Annotated in this window: 18 protein-coding genes; 6 read left to right on the top strand and 12 right to left on the bottom strand. The window is 68.5% G+C overall.

Translation table 11 applies throughout. From position 1 onward, the window contains the following. Positions 1 to 39: 39 nt before the first annotated feature. From OG876_RS33450 to OG876_RS33440, 3 genes are read left to right on the top strand one after another with little or no spacing between them, the layout of a single operon-like run. On the top strand, positions 40 to 1260 hold the full coding sequence (locus OG876_RS33450; RefSeq protein ID WP_328520677.1) for an MFS transporter: 1221 nt from the start codon (positions 40 to 42) through the stop codon (positions 1258 to 1260). Further along, positions 1220 to 1993, top strand: a complete 774-nt coding sequence (locus OG876_RS33445; RefSeq protein WP_328520676.1) for a fructosamine kinase family protein — start codon at positions 1220 to 1222, stop codon at positions 1991 to 1993. The genes OG876_RS33450 and OG876_RS33445 overlap by 41 nt, the downstream gene beginning before the upstream one ends. A 39-nt stretch (positions 1994 to 2032) precedes the next feature. Next, entirely contained in the window at positions 2033 to 3493 is a 1461-nt protein-coding gene (locus OG876_RS33440) for a beta-N-acetylhexosaminidase (protein ID WP_328526989.1), read from the top strand. On the opposite strand, the gene OG876_RS33435 is transcribed toward OG876_RS33440, so the two are convergent. Beyond that, positions 3490 to 3765 carry a protealysin inhibitor emfourin gene (locus OG876_RS33435; protein ID WP_328520675.1) on the bottom strand — a complete coding sequence of 92 codons (276 nt, stop codon included), beginning with the start codon at positions 3763 to 3765 and terminating at the stop codon, positions 3490 to 3492. The two genes, OG876_RS33440 and OG876_RS33435, sit on opposite strands and share 4 nt — an antisense overlap. A 449-nt stretch (positions 3766 to 4214) precedes the next feature. Between OG876_RS33435 and OG876_RS33430 the strand changes: the two genes are divergently transcribed. Continuing rightward, positions 4215 to 4418 carry a cold-shock protein gene (locus OG876_RS33430; RefSeq protein ID WP_012921273.1) on the top strand — a complete coding sequence of 68 codons (204 nt, stop codon included), beginning with the start codon at positions 4215 to 4217 and terminating at the stop codon, positions 4416 to 4418. A 90-nt stretch (positions 4419 to 4508) separates the two neighbouring features. Here OG876_RS33430 and OG876_RS33425 read toward each other — a convergent pair whose 3' ends face one another. From OG876_RS33425 to whiA, 8 genes are all read right to left on the bottom strand, one after another. Further along, a complete protein-coding gene (locus OG876_RS33425) occupies positions 4509 to 5363 on the bottom strand; it encodes an LLM class flavin-dependent oxidoreductase (protein WP_328520674.1) in 855 nt (284 codons plus the stop codon). 36 nt (positions 5364 to 5399) lie between these two features. Next, positions 5400 to 6380: an SMP-30/gluconolactonase/LRE family protein gene (locus OG876_RS33420; protein WP_328520673.1), complete on the bottom strand. Its 981-nt coding sequence runs from the start codon at positions 6378 to 6380 to the stop codon at positions 5400 to 5402. A gap of 113 nt (positions 6381 to 6493) precedes the next feature. Further along, positions 6494 to 6853: an RNA polymerase-binding protein RbpA gene (locus tag OG876_RS33415; RefSeq protein WP_405066820.1), complete on the bottom strand. Its 360-nt coding sequence runs from the start codon at positions 6851 to 6853 to the stop codon at positions 6494 to 6496. A 13-nt stretch (positions 6854 to 6866) separates the two neighbouring features. Next, positions 6867 to 7100 (bottom strand): preprotein translocase subunit SecG, encoded by a 234-nt coding sequence (secG, locus tag OG876_RS33410; protein WP_328520671.1) that lies wholly within the window; start codon positions 7098 to 7100, stop codon positions 6867 to 6869. Beyond that, a complete protein-coding gene (gene tpiA, locus OG876_RS33405) occupies positions 7097 to 7909 on the bottom strand; it encodes a triose-phosphate isomerase (RefSeq protein ID WP_328520670.1) in 813 nt (270 codons plus the stop codon). Before tpiA ends, secG begins: the two co-directional genes overlap by 4 nt. A gap of 5 nt (positions 7910 to 7914) precedes the next feature. Further along, entirely contained in the window at positions 7915 to 9117 is a 1203-nt protein-coding gene (locus OG876_RS33400) for a phosphoglycerate kinase (protein WP_328520669.1), read from the bottom strand. Between the two features lie 83 nt (positions 9118 to 9200). Further along, positions 9201 to 10208, bottom strand: a complete 1008-nt coding sequence (gap, locus tag OG876_RS33395) for a type I glyceraldehyde-3-phosphate dehydrogenase (protein WP_328520668.1) — start codon at positions 10206 to 10208, stop codon at positions 9201 to 9203. A 210-nt stretch (positions 10209 to 10418) separates the two neighbouring features. Continuing rightward, complete coding sequence (gene whiA / locus OG876_RS33390; protein WP_328520667.1) at positions 10419 to 11402, bottom strand: DNA-binding protein WhiA; 984 nt, start codon at positions 11400 to 11402, stop codon at positions 10419 to 10421. Between the two features lie 138 nt (positions 11403 to 11540). On the opposite strand from whiA, the gene OG876_RS33385 reads away from it, so the two are divergent. Both OG876_RS33385 and OG876_RS33380 read left to right on the top strand, forming a co-directional pair. Then, positions 11541 to 12047, top strand: coding sequence for a SigE family RNA polymerase sigma factor (locus OG876_RS33385; protein ID WP_328520666.1), 507 nt, complete (start codon positions 11541 to 11543; stop codon positions 12045 to 12047). Beyond that, complete coding sequence (locus tag OG876_RS33380; RefSeq protein WP_328520665.1) at positions 12044 to 13492, top strand: hypothetical protein; 1449 nt, start codon at positions 12044 to 12046, stop codon at positions 13490 to 13492. Before OG876_RS33385 ends, OG876_RS33380 begins: the two co-directional genes overlap by 4 nt. Positions 13493 to 13501: 9 nt before the next feature. Here OG876_RS33380 and OG876_RS33375 read toward each other — a convergent pair whose 3' ends face one another. The 3 genes from OG876_RS33375 to uvrC are packed head-to-tail and all read right to left on the bottom strand — an operon-like array spanning position 13502 to position 17336. After that, positions 13502 to 14443, bottom strand: coding sequence for a gluconeogenesis factor YvcK family protein (locus tag OG876_RS33375; RefSeq protein ID WP_442914045.1), 942 nt, complete (start codon positions 14441 to 14443; stop codon positions 13502 to 13504). After that, entirely contained in the window at positions 14440 to 15306 is an 867-nt protein-coding gene (rapZ, locus tag OG876_RS33370) for an RNase adapter RapZ (RefSeq protein WP_328520663.1), read from the bottom strand. The genes OG876_RS33375 and rapZ overlap by 4 nt, the downstream gene beginning before the upstream one ends. Beyond that, positions 15306 to 17336, bottom strand: coding sequence for an excinuclease ABC subunit UvrC (gene uvrC, locus OG876_RS33365; protein WP_328520662.1), 2031 nt, complete (start codon positions 17334 to 17336; stop codon positions 15306 to 15308). Before uvrC ends, rapZ begins: the two co-directional genes overlap by 1 nt. Positions 17337 to 17371: the final 35 nt, after the last annotated feature.

Genomic DNA, 17371 nt, shown 5'->3' with positions numbered 1-17371 from the left:
ACCACCATAACCACTTTTACTGGAATCGCAGGTGACGTCATGTTCATCACGTCCCGCAGAGCCCGTGCCGCGCTGGTCGTGCTCGGTGTCGGCACCTTCTCCTACGTGACCATCGAAGTGCTCCCGATCGGACTGCTGACGGTGATCGCCGCCGACCTGGGCCGCTCACGCTCCGACGTCGGTCTCCTCGTCACCGGGTACGCCGCCGTCGTCGTCCTGACCTCGATCCCGCTGGCCCGGCTCACCCTGCGGCTCCCGCGCCGACTCGTCCTCGGCACCACACTCGGCCTGATGGCCGTCGGAGCCGCTATCACCGCGCTGGCACCGACGTACGAGGTTCTCCTCGTCGCACGGCTGCTCACGGCGCTCTCACACGCGCTCTTCTGGTCGATCATCTTCCCGATCGCGACCGGATTGTTCCCGCCGGCTGTCCGCGGCCGGGTGGTCGCGAAGATCTCGATAGGCTCGGCGCTCGCTCCCGTGATCGGCATACCGCTCGGTACCTGGCTCGGTGAGCAGTTCGGGTGGCGGATCCCCTTCGCGCTGATGGCAGTGCTCGGGACTGCGACCTGTCTGAGCATCGCGATCCTGCTGCCCCGGGTCAACGCCCAGGAGTCCGCGTCGGGGCGCGGCAGCGCTCCCGACGCCCGCCGGTACGCCGTGCTCGTCGCCGCCACGGCGATCGGTGTAGCCGGCTTCCTGACCTTCAACACCTACGTCGCGCCGTTCCTGCTGGATGTCAGCGGCTTCGCCTCCGGTGCACTAGGTCCAGTCCTGCTGGCCAGCGGATTGGGCGGACTGACCGGGACTCTGCTTGTCGGCCGGATCCTCGACCAGCATCCGTGGGCTGCGATCGCCTTGCCGCTCGCCCTGATCAGTGCGGCGCTGCTCGGCCTCTACACGCTCGGACACTGGCAGGTGCCGGCAGTCCTGCTCGTCGCCACCGTGGGAATGGCGTTCAGCGCGCTGGCGGTCGCCGTACTGAGCAGGACTATGCAGGTGGCTCCCGGCAACACAGACCTGGCGTCAGCGGGTATCAGCACGGCGTTCAACATAGGGATCGCGGGAGGCGCGTTCATCGGTGGTGGGCTGCTCGACAGCACCGGCGTGCGGAGCGTCGCACTTGTCGGCGGCCTGCTCGCGGTCGTAGCTCTGGTGATCATGACTGCCGACCAACCGGTGCTGGCTCGGCGCGGCATGGTGATGGGAGAGTGCGAACATGACCGTCCTGGGCGACAGGTTCGTGAAGAGGCGGCCTGACGCGCCGGCGGGGTACTTCGAGGTCGAGGCGGCCGGACTGCGCTGGCTCGCCGTACCCGGTGGAGTACCGGTCGCGGAGCCGATCGACGTCTCCCCCGACCACCTGACCACCGTCAAGCTCGACCTGCGGCCGCCGACCGGTGCTGCCGCTGACGAGTTCGGTCGGCGATTGGCTGTCACACATGACGCCGGCGCCCACCACTACGGCGTACCCCCTGATGGTTGGCAGGCGGATGGCTACATCGGCACGATCGGACTGCCGCATGCACTCGAGCCGCTGAAGTCGTGGGGTGAGTTCTACGCGAACCTGCGGCTGCGGCCGTATCTGCGGACGGCTTACAACCAGGGCACGATCGACGGCCACCAACTGCACGTCCTCGAGCAGGTGTGCACACGTCTGGAAGCAGGTGCGTACGACGACCCGTCCGACGAGCCGAGCCGGATCCACGGCGACCTGTGGTCGGGCAACGTCGTCTGGGCAACCGACGGCGTACACCTGATCGACCCGGCCGCCCAGGGCGGTCACCGGGAGACGGACCTCGCCATGCTCGGCCTCTTCGGCCTACCGCAGCTCGAGCGTGTGCTCCGCGCGTACGACGAGGCACACCAGCTCGCGGACGGCTGGCGCGACCGGGTCGGGCTGCACCGCTTGCACCCACTGCTGACGCACGTGGTGATGTTCGGTGGGAGTTATGTGCCTCAAGCGATCGCCATGGCGCACAAATATGGATGAGACTCTTCCTAACAACTCACGCACCCACCGGAGCCCACCCTGATTCCGCAACCTGTCACCCAGAGCCCCCTGCCCGACCAGACCTTCACGCTGCAGTCCTCTGCCACTGTCGGCCTGGTCGGTGACTCCGACGCCGCCAGCCGGGTGGCCGACCACCTCGCCACCCTGCTACGCGTCTCCACAGGCTTCCCACTGCCTGTCGAGCCAGGCACCGGCACTATCACGCTCTCCACCGACGGACCGAGCTCGCTCGGGGCGGAGGGGTATGAGCTCCGCGTGGATAGCACGGCTGTGACCGTCACCGCCGCTACACCGGAAGGCCTCTTCCGCGGAGTCACCACCCTCCGTCAGCTGCTCCCCGCCAAGGCCGAGGCCGGCACCGAGCAGGCTGGTCCATGGGAGATCGACGGTGTAGAGATCTCCGACGCACCGCGCTACCCCTATCGCGGCGTCATGGTCGACGTGTCCCGGCACTTCCGCTCCGTCGCGGAGATCAAGCGGTGCATCGACCTCGCGTCGCTCTACAAGCTCAACCGGCTCCACCTGCACCTGTCGGACGACCAGGGCTGGCGCGTCCAGGTGGACTCGTGGCCGGATCTGACCAAGCACGGCGCCAGCTCCGAGGTCGGTGGCGGGCCGGGCGGCCACTACACGAAGGCGGACTACGCCGAGATCGTGATGTACGCCGCGGACCGGTTCATGACCGTGGTGCCCGAGATCGACACCCCGGGACACACCAACGCGGCGTTGTCGTCGTACGCGGACCTGAACGCCGACGGCGAGGCGCCGCCGTACTACACCGCCACCGAGGTGGGGTTCAGCTCGCTCGCGGTGCACAAGGACCTCACCTACGAGTTCCTCGACGACGTGTTCCGGGAGGTGGCCGAGCAGACCCCGGGTGACGTCATCCATCTCGGTGGGGACGAGGCGCACTCGACTCCGCACTCGGACTACCTCGCGTTCGTGCCGAAGGCGGCCGAGCTGGTCGTCAAGCACGGCAAGCGGGTGATGGGCTGGCACGAGATCGCCGACGCCTCGCTGCCGGCCGGCAGCATCGTCCAGTACTGGGGAACCGACGACGACCGGGCGCAGGACCTCACGCGCAACGCCGCGGCCCAGGGTGCCGAGGTGGTGATGTCGCCGGCCAACCGCGCGTACCTGGACATGAAGTACGACCAGGACACGCCGTACGGGCTCGACTGGGCCGGTTTGATCAGCGTGGAGACGTCCTATAGCTGGGATCCCGCGACACTCATCCCAGGCCTCGCTGAGAGCGCCGTGATCGGCGTCGAGGGGCCACTGTGGTCGGAGACCCTCGACGACATGGCCAAGCTCGAGTTCATGGCCTTCCCGCGGCTGCCGGGGATCGCCGAGCTCGGTTGGTCGCCGGCGTCCGCGCTGGACTGGACGACGTACAAGGTCCGTCTGGCCGGCCAGGCGACGCGGTGGGACGTGCTCGGCGTCAACTTCTACCGCGCGCCGGAGATCGACTGGGCTTAGTGCCGCAGGACCCGGTCCAGTAACCACGCGGTGGTCTCGTCCAGGTCCTGCTCGGCGACGGTGTGGTGCGTGGCGTCCGCATCCGGGGCGTCACGCACCTCCAGCCGATAGACGTAGCGGTCCGGCTGCGGGCGGCCGGAGCCGAGGTCAGCCGAGCCCAGCGCATGCACTGCGGCCTCGAGCCGATCCGTGTCCGGCTCTGCGCTGGTGTCCAGCTCGCCTTGAGCCTTCAGACCGGCGAAACCGCCGCTGCGAGTTACTTTGACGATCAACCAACGTCTCCCTCGGCTTGTGGTGGCTCACGATTGCGCGCGGCGCAACGAATGTCCAGAGCCGCGCGACACGCCGGGAAAATCGATCAATTCGACGCGCCCATCACCCGGCGTACCGATGGATTGTCCTTCGTTGCCATCCCGCGAACCCCGCTCGCGAGCGCGAACCAGCAGGTCGGCGCGGGGTTTCCGGGTCCGGACCGGACCTCGCGGACCTGGATCCGAGCGGCCACACAGCGTGGCGGGCGGCGACAATCAGCGACACGTGTTCCTGGTCACCCCTTCCACGCGGCCGCAGATCGGCTACAGTTATCGCGTTGCACTTTTGGACTCCCACTGACTTTCGCTGTGCTGCATGGCCGGTTCTGTCTTCTGGGGCCTTTCGGCGACACGTGGCTCATGAGGTGTGGGTCGCGGTTTGTTACAAGCCATCAAGGAGATAGACACAAATGGCTGTCGGTACTGTCAAGTGGTTCAACGCTGACAAGGGCTTCGGCTTCATCACCCCGGATGACGGTGGCGCGGACGTGTTCGCGCACTACTCGGCCATCCAGACCTCGGGCTTCCGTTCCCTGGACGAGAACCAGCGCGTCGAGTTCGAGATCACCCAGGGCCAGAAGGGCCTGCAGGCGGAGAACATCCGTCCGATCTGATCCTGGATCACCCTTCTCGCAACTGATGGAGGGGCCGCACACCACACCGGTGTGCGGCCCCTTCGCCGTCCCCGCCTGGGGCCGGCGTACTTAGCGCAAGCGGGGAATCACGTCGGTGACGATCTTCTCCAGGGTGTCCTCGGAGCCGGCGTAGACGCCTTCGGGGCGGGGCCAGTGGGTGATCACGTCGGTGAAGCCGAGGGCGGCGGCGCGGCTGACGACGTCCTCGAAGGCTGCGGGGCTGGAGAGCGAGTAACGAGCCGAGTCGAGGGCGAGGTAGCGGTCGAACGGGCGGCCTTCCAGTACGTCGTCCAGGCGGTGGCTGAGGTCCGTGACCGCGGCGAACCAGGTCTCGAAGTCCGGCGACTTCGGGCCGGTCGTCACCCACCCGGCGCCGAACTTCACCGCCAGCCGGAGTGAACGCGGCCCGTTGGCGGCCATGATGAACGGCACCCGCGGCTGCTGCACACACCCGGGCAACGTCCGGCCGTTGCGGGTCTCGAAGTACTCGCCCCGGAAGTCGACGCCGTCCGTGGTCAGCAGCTTGTCCAGCAGTACGACGAACTCCTCGAAGCGATCCACCTTCTGCCGCGGCGTCAGGTCCGGACCGCCCTGGATGGTCGCGTCGAGGCTGCCGCCCGAGCCGATGCCACAGAGAAAACGTCCGTCGGACACGTCGTCGAGCGCGAGGATGTCGCGGGTCAGCGCCAGCGGATGACGGAAGTTCGGCGAGGTCACAAAGGTGCCGAGCTTGATCGTCGTCGTCACCAGTGCCGCCGCCGTCAGGGTCGGCGTCGTCCCGTACCAGGGCGAGTCCTGCAGGCCACTCCAGGTCAGGTGGTCGTACGTCCAGGCGTGGTCGAAGCCGAGCTCCTCCGCCCGCCGCCACAACCGCGCGGCGTCCTTCCACCGGTACTCCGGCAGGATCGTGATCCCGAATCGCATGCCCGCACCCTAACGAATGGGCTTGCGGGCAGCCGGCTAGCGGGGTGGGGTCCGGAAGGTGGCCAGGGAGCTGGTTCCGATGCTGCCGAGCCAGACCCGGCCGTCGCGCTCCCGCACACCGGTGGGCATGTGGAAGTCGGGGTGCTTGGCCCGGAGGTCGTGCACCAGCGTGCCGGCGTCGTCGTACGCCTGGATCTCGATGATGTCGGCGGCCTTCGGCTTCAGGGCGTCGGGCAGGCTCCAGACGACTTTGCGCAGGGCCGGTTGCTTGGGCAGCAGGAAGTCGAGCACCGCATTGCGCGGCGAGCCGACGGCCACCCAGATCAGGCCGTCCGAGCCGCGAGCGATGTTGTCCGGCAACCCAGGGATCGCGGCCACCTGCACGGGCTCAGCGCCCTCCACGGTGAGGTCGAGCTTGTAGAGCGCGTACGTCGCGGTCTCGGCCCAGAAGAGGGTACGGCGATCGCCGCTGAGGGCAACGCCGTTCGGGAAGGCTCGGCCGGTCGTCAGCCGGGTCACCTCGCCGTCCGGAGTCAGGCGGTAGACACTGCCGGTCGTGGAGTGCTCGAGCAGATCCGCCATCCACTCGTCGACGCCGAACCGCGTGGACGAGTCGGTGAAGTAGATCGTGCCGTCCGGCGTCACATCCGCGTTGTTGCAGAAGCGCATCGGGCGGCCGTCGATCTCGGACAGCAGGGTCGTCACCCGGCCGTCCTTGTCGAGCGTCAGCAGGCCGCGGTTCGCGTCGCAGATCAGCACCTTGCCGTCAGGCAGCCACTCGAGTCCGAGCGGCCGGCCGCCGGTGTCGGCGACGGTCGTGATCGTCTTGCCGTCCGCACTCACGCGCAGGATCCGCCCGTCCAGCAGACCGGTCAGCACGCTGCCGTCATCGTCGATCAAGGCGTCTTCCGGACCTGGCCCTGGCACCGCGACCACTTCCACGTCGACGGTCTTCGGGTGCCGCGCCGGCGGCGCGGGCGGCGGTGTCCAGCGGACGGGCGCGATCGACGACTTCATGCCGCAGACCTTAGCGGGTACTCCGCACCGACGGTCAGTGGGTGGACACGAAGAGGCGCGAACGACACAGCCCGGGCCGATGGCTCATCGGTCCGGGCTGTCCGTGCCGTCCGTCAGAAGATGACCTCGCCGCGGGCACGCCGGGCGCGGAGCTTCTCCAAGGCCTCCTCGAGGATCTCGGCCGCCTCCTGCTCGGAGCGCCGTTCCTTCACGTAGGCCAGGTGCGTCTTGTAGGGCTCGATCTTCGGCGGCGGAGGCGGGTTGTTCACATCGGTGCTGGTCGGCAGACCGCACCGCGGACAGTCCCACGCCTCCGGGATGGCCGCCTCGACCGCGAACACCGTCGCGGTCTCGTGCCCGTTGGCACAGAAGAACACGATGCGCTGACGGGGCGCGGTTTCACCACGCTCCTCCTCGCCCATCGGCCCGGCACCGACCCGGCTGCCACGAATAGCACTGCCACCACCAGCCACGGGAACCCGCCCCTCAGCCGAGCTTGTAGAGCAGGCCGAGCGCGACGATCGCGGCGAACCAGACCAGACCGATGCCGATCGTGATCCGGTCCAGGTTCCGCTCGGCGACCGAGGAGCCGCCCAGGCTGGACGACACACCGCCGCCGAACAGGTCGGACAGACCGCCACCGCGGCCTTTGTGCAGCAGCACCAGCAGGGTGAGCATCAGGCTGCAGATGATGACGACGATCGAAAAAGCGAGAATCACGAGGAGTAGCCTAACTGAAGGTCCAGGTAACGGCAGATACCGGCGAACTCGTCGGCCTGGAGGCTCGCGCCCCCGACCAGGCAGCCGTCGACATCCGGTTGGGCCATGATGCCACCTGCGCTGGCCATCTTCACCGATCCACCGTAAAGAATCCGTACCGAGTCGGCGACGGACGGTGAGATCGTCTCCTCCAGCCGCCCGCGGATCTCCGCACAGACCTCCTGCGCGTCCTCCGGAGTGGCCACCTCGCCGGTGCCGATCGCCCACACCGGCTCGTAGGCGAAGACGAGCTTCCGGACGTCGTCCTGCTTCAGCCCGGCCAGCGCGCCGTCCACCTGGGCCAGCGTGTACTCGACCTGCTCGCCGGCCTTGCGGACCTCCAGGCCCTCGCCGACACAGACGATCGGGATCAGCCCGGCCTCGAGCGCCTTGGCCGTCTTGGCGTTGACCAGCGCGTCGTCCTCGTTGTGGTACTGCCGGCGTTCGGAGTGACCGGTCAGCACGTAGGTGCAGCCGAGCTTGCTCAGCATCGCGGCCGAGATCTCGCCGGTGTAGGCGCCCGCGTCGTGCGTCGACACGTCCTGGGCGCCGTACTTGATCTTCATCCGATCACCGTCGACCAGCGTCTGCACGCTGCGGATGTCGGTGAACGGCGGCAGCACCGCGACCTCGACCCGTTCGTAGTCGTGCTTCTTGTCCTGCAGCGTCCACGACAGCTTCTGCAGCAGGTGCACGGCCTCGACGTGGTTGAGGTTCATCTTCCAGTTGCCCGCCATCAACGGCGTACGGGCAGCTGTGCTGTCGGCCATGTGTCTCAATCCTCTTCCAGTACGGCGAGACCAGGGAGCTCCTTGCCCTCCAGGTATTCGAGCGACGCCCCACCACCGGTGGAGATGTGCCCGAACGCGTCGTCCGCGAAGCCTAGCTGGCGCACCGCCGCGGCCGAGTCACCGCCACCGACGACGCTCAGCCCGTCCACCTCGGTCAACGCCTGCGCGACGGCCTTGGTTCCGCCGGCGAACGCGGCCATCTCGAAGACCCCCATCGGCCCGTTCCAGAACACCGTCTTCGCGCCGGCGATCTCGGCGGCGAACGCCTTGCCGGACTCCGGGCCGATGTCCAGACCGAGCTGGTCGGCCGGGATCGCGTCCGCGGCGACCACGGTCGCCGGCGAGTCCGCCTTGAACTCGGGCGCGACCACGATGTCGGTCGGCAGCACGATCTCGACACCCTTCGACCTCGCGGTCTCCAGGTAGCCCTTGACCGTGTCCAGCTGGTCGTCCTCGAGCAGGCTCTTGCCAACCTCGTGGCCCTGCGCCTTCAGGAAGGTGAAGACCATGCCGCCGCCGATCAGCAGCTTGTCGGCCTTGGCCAGCAGGTTGTCGATCACCGCGAGCTTGTCCGACACCTTCGCGCCGCCGAGCACGACGACGTACGGGCGGGCCGGGTCCTCGGTCAGCTTCTTCAGTACGCCGACCTCGGCGAGCACCAGCCCACCGGCGGCGTGCGGCAGCTTGCGGGCGACGTCGTACACGCTGGCCTGCTTGCGGTGCACGACACCGAAGCCGTCGCTGACGAACACGTCCGCGAGCGCCGCCAGTTCGTCGGCCAGAGCACCCCGCTCGGCCTCGTCCTTGCTCTCCTCGCGCGGGTCGTACCGCACGTTCTCGAGCAGCAGGACCTCACCCTCGTCCAGCTTCTGTACGGCGGTCTGCGCGCTGTCACCGGTGACATCGGTGGCGAAGTGCACGGTGATGCCCTCGGGCTGCAGCAGCTCGCCGAGCCGCTTGGCCACCGGGGCCAGGGTGAACTCCGGGTTGGGCTTGCCCTTGGGGCGGCCCAGGTGCGCGGTGACGATCACCTTCGCGCCGGCCCTGGCCAGCTTGATCAGCGTCGGCAGCGACGCGCGGATGCGGCCGTCGTCGCCGATCGTCTCGTCCTTGATCGGCACGTTCAGGTCGGAGCGGACCAGCACCCGCAGCCCGCCCAGGTCGCCGAGGTCTTCGATGGTCTTCACGGTTCAGCTTTCCTCAGGCTCGGGCACGAGCCTGCGTCCGGTGAGCACCAGGCCGTCCGGACGCAGGCTGTGGATGTGAAGGGTCAGAGCGAAGCGCCGACGTGGTTGACCAGGTCGACGAGGCGGTTCGAGTAGCCCCACTCGTTGTCGTACCAGCCGACGACCTTGACCTGGTTGCCGATCACCTTGGTCAGGCCCGCGTCGAAGATGCAGGAGGCCGGGTCGGTGACGATATCGGTGGAGACGATCTCGTCCTCGGTGTACGTCAGGTAGCCCTTCAGGGTGCCCTCGGCGGCGGCCGCCTTGTAGGCGTCCTTGACCTCGTCGACGCTGACCTCGCGGCCGACGGTGACGGTCAGGTCGGTGGCCGAGCCGGTCGGGACCGGGACCCGCAGCGCGTAGCCGTCCAGCTTGCCCTTGAGCTCCGGCAGCACCAGGCCGATCGCCTTCGCGGCGCCGGTCGAGGTCGGCACGATGTTCAGCGCGGCGGCGCGGGCGCGGCGCAGGTCCTTGTGCGGGCCATCCTGCAGGTTCTGGTCCTGGGTGTACGCGTGGATCGTGGTCATCAGACCCCGCTCGATCGTGAACGCGTCGTGCAGGACCTTGGCCAGCGGGGCGATGCAGTTCGTGGTGCAGGACGCGTTCGAGATCACGGTGTGCTTCTCGGCGTCGTACAGCTCGTGGTTCACGCCCATCACCACGGTCAGGTCCTCGTTCTTCGCCGGGGCGGAGATGATGACCTTCTTGGCGCCGTTGTCGGCGTGCGTCTTGGCCTTGGTGGCGTCGGTGAAGAAGCCGGTCGACTCGATCACCACGTCGGCGCCGACGTCGGACCACTTCAGGTTCGCGGGGTCGCGCTCGGCGAACGCCTTGAAGCTCTTGCCGGCGACGGTGATGTCGTCGTCGGTGGCGGAGACCTCGCCCGGGAAGCGGCCCAGGATCGAGTCGTACTTCAGCAGGTGAGCGAGAGTCTGGTTGTCGGTCAAGTCATTGACGGCGACGACCTCGATGTCGGCACCGGACGCCTGCGCGGCGCGGAAGAAGTTACGGCCGATCCGGCCGAAGCCGTTGATACCTACGCGTACGGTCACGGGACTGCGTCTCCTCAGAACTAGCTTTCGAGCACTGCCGCTACAGCCCGAACATTAGCCCAACAGCCCAGTGAGCCAACTGGTAGTGTCCACAGCAGACCACCCGCACTGAGCGGAAGCTTTCGCAGCAGACCACCCCCACGCACCACTGCCCCGGAAATCTTCCGGGGCAGCGAGTTGAATACCAGTTGTCCTGCTGGTGACGTGGACCTACGCCGGGTCGAGCATCTCCGGGGTCAGGTTGGCCTCGGTGTTCGGGATCCCGAGGTCGGCGGCCCGCTTGTCGGCCATCGCCAGCAGCCGGCGGATCCGGCCGGCCACCGCGTCCTTGGTGAGGGCCGGCTCGTGCAGCTGACCGAGCTCCTCGAGGCTGGCCTGCTTGTGCTCCAGCCGCAGCTTGCCGGCCACCTGCAGGTGATCGGGTACGTCGTCGCCGAGGATCTCCAGCGCGCGTTCGACCCGGGCGCCCGCGGCGACCGCCGCGCGGGCGGAGCGGCGCAGGTTCGCGTCGTCGAAGTTGGCGAGCCGGTTCGCGGTCGCGCGGACCTCGCGGCGCATCCGCCGCTCCTCCCATGCGAGCACCGACTCGTGCGCGCCGAGCCGGGTCAGCAGGGCGCCGATCGCGTCGCCGTCCCGGATCACCACGCGGTCGACGTTGCGCACCTCGCGGGCTTTGGAGCCGATGCCGAGCCGGCGGGCCGCACCGACCAGCGCGAGCGCCGCTTCCGGACCGGGGCAGGTCACCTCGAGCGAGGACGACCGGCCGGGCTCGGTCAGCGAGCCGTGCGCCAGGAAGGCTCCGCGCCAAGCCGCCACCGCGTCGCAGGACGCGCCGGAGACGACCGCGGGCGGGAGGCCCCGCACGGGCCGGCCGCGGTTGTCCACGAGGCCGGTCTGCCGCGCCAGCGCGTCGCCGTCGCGCACGACGCGGACGACGTACTTGGTCTGCTTCCGGATTCCGGACGGGGAGATCACGACCACGTCCGACGGGTGCCCGAAGATCTCGGCGATGTCCTTGCGCAGCCGCCGGGCCGCCGCACCGCTGTCCAGCTCCGCCTCCACGACGATCCGGCCGGACACCAGGTGCAGCCCGCCCGCGAAGCGCAGCACGGACGACACCTCGGCCTTGCGGCAACAGGGTTTTGTGACCTGAATACTGGTCAACTCGGACTTCACCTGTGCTGTCATCGCCATGAAGGCATCCTCCCACCGCTGTCAAAGACCCTCGGGGGTCGTACCAGGACCAACGGGCCGATCGGGGACCCTGTTACGGGGGCCTGCAACCTTTCCCGTGGCTGGTCGCGTTCCCTCAGCGAGAGTACGAGGAGGGGCATGAAAGCACGGGACGAAGCCGAGTTCACCGAGTTCGCGGCGACCACGATCCGGCGGCTGCGGCGTACGGCGTACCTGATGTGCGGCGACTGGCACCGGGCCGAGGACGCGGCGCAGGACGCTCTGGTGAAGGTCTACCGGCACTGGAACCGCATCAACCGCAGCGACAGCCTGATCGGCTACGCGCATCGCTGCGTCGTCACCGCGGTCCTCGACCAGTCCAGGAAGCCGTGGCGGCGCGAGCGTCTCGACGAGACCGGCGACGACCTCAGACCGCTACCGGACACAGTCGGATCGGTCGACGACCGCCTGCTCGTCATCGAGGCATTGCACCACCTGTCAGCCAGCCAGCGCGCGTGCGTCGTGCTGCGGCACTACGCCGACCTCAGCCTCGAACAGACCGCCGACATCCTCGGCATCAGTGTCGGCGGCGTGAAGAGCCAGACCTCCCGCGGCCTCGGCCGCCTGCGCGAACTACTCGACCAGACCGAAAGGAGCGCTTCGTGAGCACCGACCTCGAACGCCTGCTGGCCGCCGCGGCCGACGACTCGGACCAGCCGCTGCACACCGACGTCGGGGACATCCTCGTCCGTGCCCGGCGTTCGGTCCGCAAGAGCCGGATCGCCGCCGCGTCCACAGCGATCGTCACCACCGCCGCGATCCTCGGCGGCATCGCCGCCTGGTCCGCGACGCGTTCCGAGAGCGCGGGACCGGCGGGCACGCCGAAGAACCAGACCATCACGATCGACGCGAAGACCGGCCGGATCGTCGACAACGAGACCGGGAAGACAGTCGTTCCGGCACCTCCGGTGAGCCCACTGTCCGACGCCGAGGTCCTGCGCCGTTGCAAGGCGTACGACCCCGCGTACCTGCACCGGGCTCAGATGCACCAGACGATGGACAAGGCCGGTCCTGTCGATGCCCGGTGGAAGATCGTGGTGAAGAGCGGCGACCGGTCCGTGCTGAACGCGCTGTTTCTCTCGCCGGACAAGTCGGTCGTCTTCATCTGCACCATGTCCGGCCCGCAGAAGCCGCGGAGCCTCCAGCGCACCATGACGACAGAGATCTCCTTCAGGAGCCGGATCCAGCAGAAACAGACCGTGGAGCAGGGTCTCCAGATTTCTGCCCCTGGTGTCACCCGCGCGCTGGTGGACATCACCGGTGAAAGCAGTCCTCGTGAGGCGCTGGTCGGAACGGATGGGTTCCTCACCCTGGGCAACCCGGGCAAGAACGACAAGCTGATCACGGTGGACCGGATCCGGGGCTACGACGCCGGCGGCACGAAGGTCTACGACCAGGTCACGAAGCCGTACTCTCCCCCGTCGCAGGCAACAGTCGATCCAACGGTGACCGTCAAGACCGCCGACCCGATCACGCCCCAGGTCGTGCTCACGAAGGATCCGCAAACCGGGAAGGCCCTCGCTCCCGCACCACCGGTCAGTCCGCTGACCGACGAACAGGTCACCACCCGGTGCCGTGCAGTGGACGACATCTACTTCAAGGACCTCGAGAACGGAGGGGCGGCGACCGCGGCCAACGCGGTGATCAAGGCCGCCGGGCCGGTCACGTCGTCCTGGAAGGTCGCGCTCAAGACCGGCACCGGTGACAAGCTCACCGCCGTACTGATCTCGCCGGACAAACGGGTCTTCGCCTGGTGCCACATGCTGACGCCCACGGCCAAGGGCGCCTACGACTACACGCGGGGTGCGGTGCAGGCCAACGGGAAGTTCGCGGACAACTTCGACTTCGAGATGGTGCCGGACGGCGTCGCGCAGATCATCGTCGATCTGCCGAAGCAGGGCCCGACCCGCGCGCTGATCTCGAACGGCTTCTACACCTGGGGACTGACCGGCGGGAACGCGGGCATCCAGAAGGTGCGGGTCCGCGGGTTCGATGCCCAGGGCAAGAAGGTGTACGACAAGCAGCAGCAGCTCGACGTCGACTTCGACTGAGCTGACCGGCTAGGCGAAGATCTCCCGGTAGACCTTGGCCAGCTTGTCCGGGGCGTGGTGGAGGTGACGGTCGTCGTCGGCGATGTCGGCGATGACCACCTCCGCTCCGAGGGATTCCGCCGTACGGCGCAACGACGCGGGATCCGGGACATGGTCGGTATCGGCCAGCACGACGTCGATGCGGAGGTCGGGGGCGTGCGCGGCCAGCACCTCGAGGTGGGTCTCGGGCGAGAAGCCGGCGGTCTCGCCCTTCTGCTCGCCCAGGTTGAGCGTCACCAGACGACGCGCGCTGGTCTGCTCGAGAGCCCGGGACAACGCCGGGACCAGCAGGTTCGGAATCACCGACGTGAACCAGGACCCCGGTCCGACCACGACCCAGTCGGCCTCCGCGATCGCCACCAGCGCCTCGGGGCAGGCCGGCGGGTCGGCCGGGTCGAGCGCGACGTCGACGACCTGGCCCTCGGTCGTCGCCACCTCGGCCTGGCCGCGGATCTCGGTGATCACCTCCGGATGGTCCGGGTCCAGTCCGAGCACCCGCGCGGTGATGTCCAGCGGTACGGCGGACATCGGCAGCACGCGCCCTTGTGCGCCGAGCAATCGCGCCACCCAGTCGAGCCCGTCGACGGCCTCGCCGAGCAGCTCCCACAACGCGACGATCAGCAGGTTGCCGACCGCGTGATCGTGCAACTCACCGTTGCTGCGGAACCGGTGCTGCAGCACGTCCGCCCAGGTCCGGCCCCACTCGTCGTCGCGACACAGCGCGGCCAGCGCCATCCGCAGATCCCCGGGTGGCAGCACGCCGAGCTCACGCCGCAGGCGACCGGACGAGCCGCCGTTGTCGGCGACCGTCACGACTGCCGTCAGCTGGTCGGTGACGTGCCGAAGTGCGGACAGGGAGGCGGCCAAGCCATGTCCCCCACCCAGTGCGACGACCCGGGGCGCTCGCGTCACTCCCGCCCCAGATCCCGGTGTACCACCAACGTCGGTGACCCTCTCTCACGCAGCCGCCGGGCGATCTCCTCGGCCATCGCCACGCTGCGGTGCTTTCCCCCGGTGCAGCCGATCGCGACGGTGACGAAGCGCTTGCCCTCGTTCAGGTAGCCGGTCCGCAGGGTGTCCAGCACGTCCACGTAGTTCTGCAGGAACTGCTGGGCCAGCGGATGGCCGAGCACGAAGTCTGACACAGGCTTGTCCTGCCCGGTCATCGGGCGCAGGTCGGGCTGCCAGTACGGGTTCGGGATGAAGCGCATGTCGGCGACCACGTCGGCGTCCACCGGGATGCCGTACTTGAACCCGAACGACACCACGGTCGCCCGGAGCTCGGCGTTCTCCTCGTCGCCGAAGGCGTTCACGATCTTCGCGGCGAGCTGGTGGATGTTCAGGTTCGAGGTGTCGATGACGAGGTCGGCGCCGGCCCGGATGTCGCCGAGCAGCGCGCGCTCGCGCTGGATCCCGTCCAGCAACCGGCCCTCGCCCTGCAGCGGGTGCGGCCGGCGGACGCTCTCCTGCCGGCGCACGATCACGTCGTCGGAGGCCTCCAGGAACAGCGTCAGCGGCCGGTACCCCTTCAGCCGCAGGTCGTGGATGGCCGAGCTCAGCTCCTCGAAGAACAACCCGGTCCGGACGTCGACGACGACCGCGAGCCGTGGCGCCGCGCCGGTGCCGATGACCTGCTCGACGAGGGTGGTCAGGAACATCGGCGGCAGGTTGTCGACGACGAACCAGCCGAGGTCTTCCAGTACGTCGGCGACCGAACTCCGTCCCGCGCCGGACATCCCGGACACGATGATCAGGTTGCCGCCCGTGTCGTCCATCAGCTCTCAGTTCTCCCTGGGTCCCCGTCGGGCGCCCCGGCCGGCGCCGGGACGTCGTCGCCCAGTATCTCGCCCGTGGCGGTATTCACCGACGGCGCCCGGCCGGTTTCCGCCGTCGTTGCGGCAGCGTTCACCGCCAGTACGACGGACTCCGCCGTCCGGCGGCCGAATCCGGGCAGCTCGGCCACCTCGTCGATCGTCGCCTGCCGCAACTTCTTCAGCGAGCCGAAATGCCGCAGCAGCGTCTTCCGGCGGACCTCGCCGAGCCCCGGGACCTCGTCCAGGACGCTCTCGACCATCGACTTCGAGCGCCGGTTGCGGTGGTGGGTGATCGCGAACCGGTGGGCCTCGTCCCGCAGGCGCTGGAGCAGGTACAGACCCTCGGACGTGCGGGAGAAGATGACCGGGTCCTCCTCGTCCGGGACCCAGACCTCCTCCAGCCGCTTGGCCAGGCCGACGACCGGGATGTCGCCCAGGCCGAGCTCGTCCATCGCCTGGCGCGCGGCCGCGACCTGCGGCGGACCGCCGTCGACGACGACCAGTCCGGGGGCGTAGGAGAACTTGCGGGCGCGTCCGGTCTCCGGGTCGATCAGCGCTGCCGACGGGTCCTCGTCCTCCTGCAGCGTGGCCCGCTCGTCCAGCAGCCGCTTGAACCTTCGCGTCAGCACTTCCGCGATCGAGGCGACGTCGTTCTGCCCGTCGACGCCCTTGATCACGAACCGGCGGTACTCGCTCTTGCGGGGCAGGCCGTCCTCGAAGACGACCATCGAGGCGACCACCTCGGTGCCCTGCAGGTTCGAGACGTCGTAGCACTCCAGCCGCAGCGGGGCCTCGGGCAGGTCGAGCGCGGCCTGGATCTCCTCCAGCGCCTGGTTCCGGGTGGTCAGATCGCTGGCCCGCTTGGTCTTGTGCATGGTCAGCGTCTGCAGCGCGTTCCGCTCGACGGTCTCCATCAGCGCCTTCTTGTCGCCACGCTGCGGGACCCGGATGAACACCTTCGAACCCCGCAGCCCGGAGAGCCACTCGGTCAACGCGTCCACGTCCTCGGGCTCGGTCGGAACCAGGATCTCCCGCGGGATCGCGTCGGCCGAATCACCGGCGTACGTCTGCTGGATGAACCGGGACACCAGGTCGCCGGTGGTCGCCGTACCGTCGGCCTTGTCGGCGATGAAGCCGCGCTCACCGCGGATCCGGCCGCCGCGGACGTAGAAGATCTGCACCGCGACCTCGAGTGGGTCCTCGCTCAGCGCGATCACGTCGGTGTCGGTCCCGTCGCCGAGGACGACCGCGTTCTTGGCCAGGGCCTTCTCCAGCGCGGCCAGGTCGTCGCGGATCTTCGCGGCCCGCTCGTACTCGAGCTCGGCCGCGGCCGCCTTCATCTCCTTCTCCAGCCGGCGCACGTACGTCGCGGTCTGGCCGGACAGGAACGCGGCGAAGTCGTCGACGATCTTGCGGTGCTCCTCCTGGCTCACCTGACCGGTGCAGGGGGCGGCGCACTTGCCGATGTAGCCGAGCAGGCAGGGCCGGCCGATCTGGCGGTGCCGGTTGAACACGCCCTTGCTGCACGAGCGCATCGGGAACACCCGCAGCAACAGGTCGACGGTCTCCCGGATCGCCCAGGCGTGGCTGTACGGACCGAAGTACTTCACGCCCTTCTTCTTCTGGCCCCGGCCGACCATCACCCGCGGGTAGTCCTCGTTGAGGGTGATGGCGAGCCACGGATACGACTTGTCGTCGCGGTACTTCACGTTGAAGCGCGGGTCGTACTCCTTGATCCAGGAATACTCCAGCTGGAGCGACTCGACCTCGCTCGCGACGACGGTCCACTCGACCTTCGCGGCTGTCGTCACCATCGCCTGCGTGCGCGGATGCAGGTTGACCAGATCCTGGAAATACGACGACAACCGGGCGCGCAGGTTCTTCGCCTTGCCGACGTAGATCACCCGCCCGGCGGCGTCGCTGAAGCGGTAGACACCAGGCGAGTCGGGGATCGACCCTGGAGCGGGACGGTACGAGGACGGATCAGCCACTCAACCACCCTAGTTCGGGTTGCCGACAAATCCGG

It is taken from the genome of Kribbella sp. NBC_00359 (assembly GCF_036097425.1).
In the GTDB taxonomy this organism is placed as follows: Bacteria; Actinomycetota; Actinomycetes; order Propionibacteriales; family Kribbellaceae; genus Kribbella.
The sequence above is the reverse complement of the archived record's forward strand: the minus strand, read 5'-3'. Positions and strand labels throughout refer to the sequence as shown.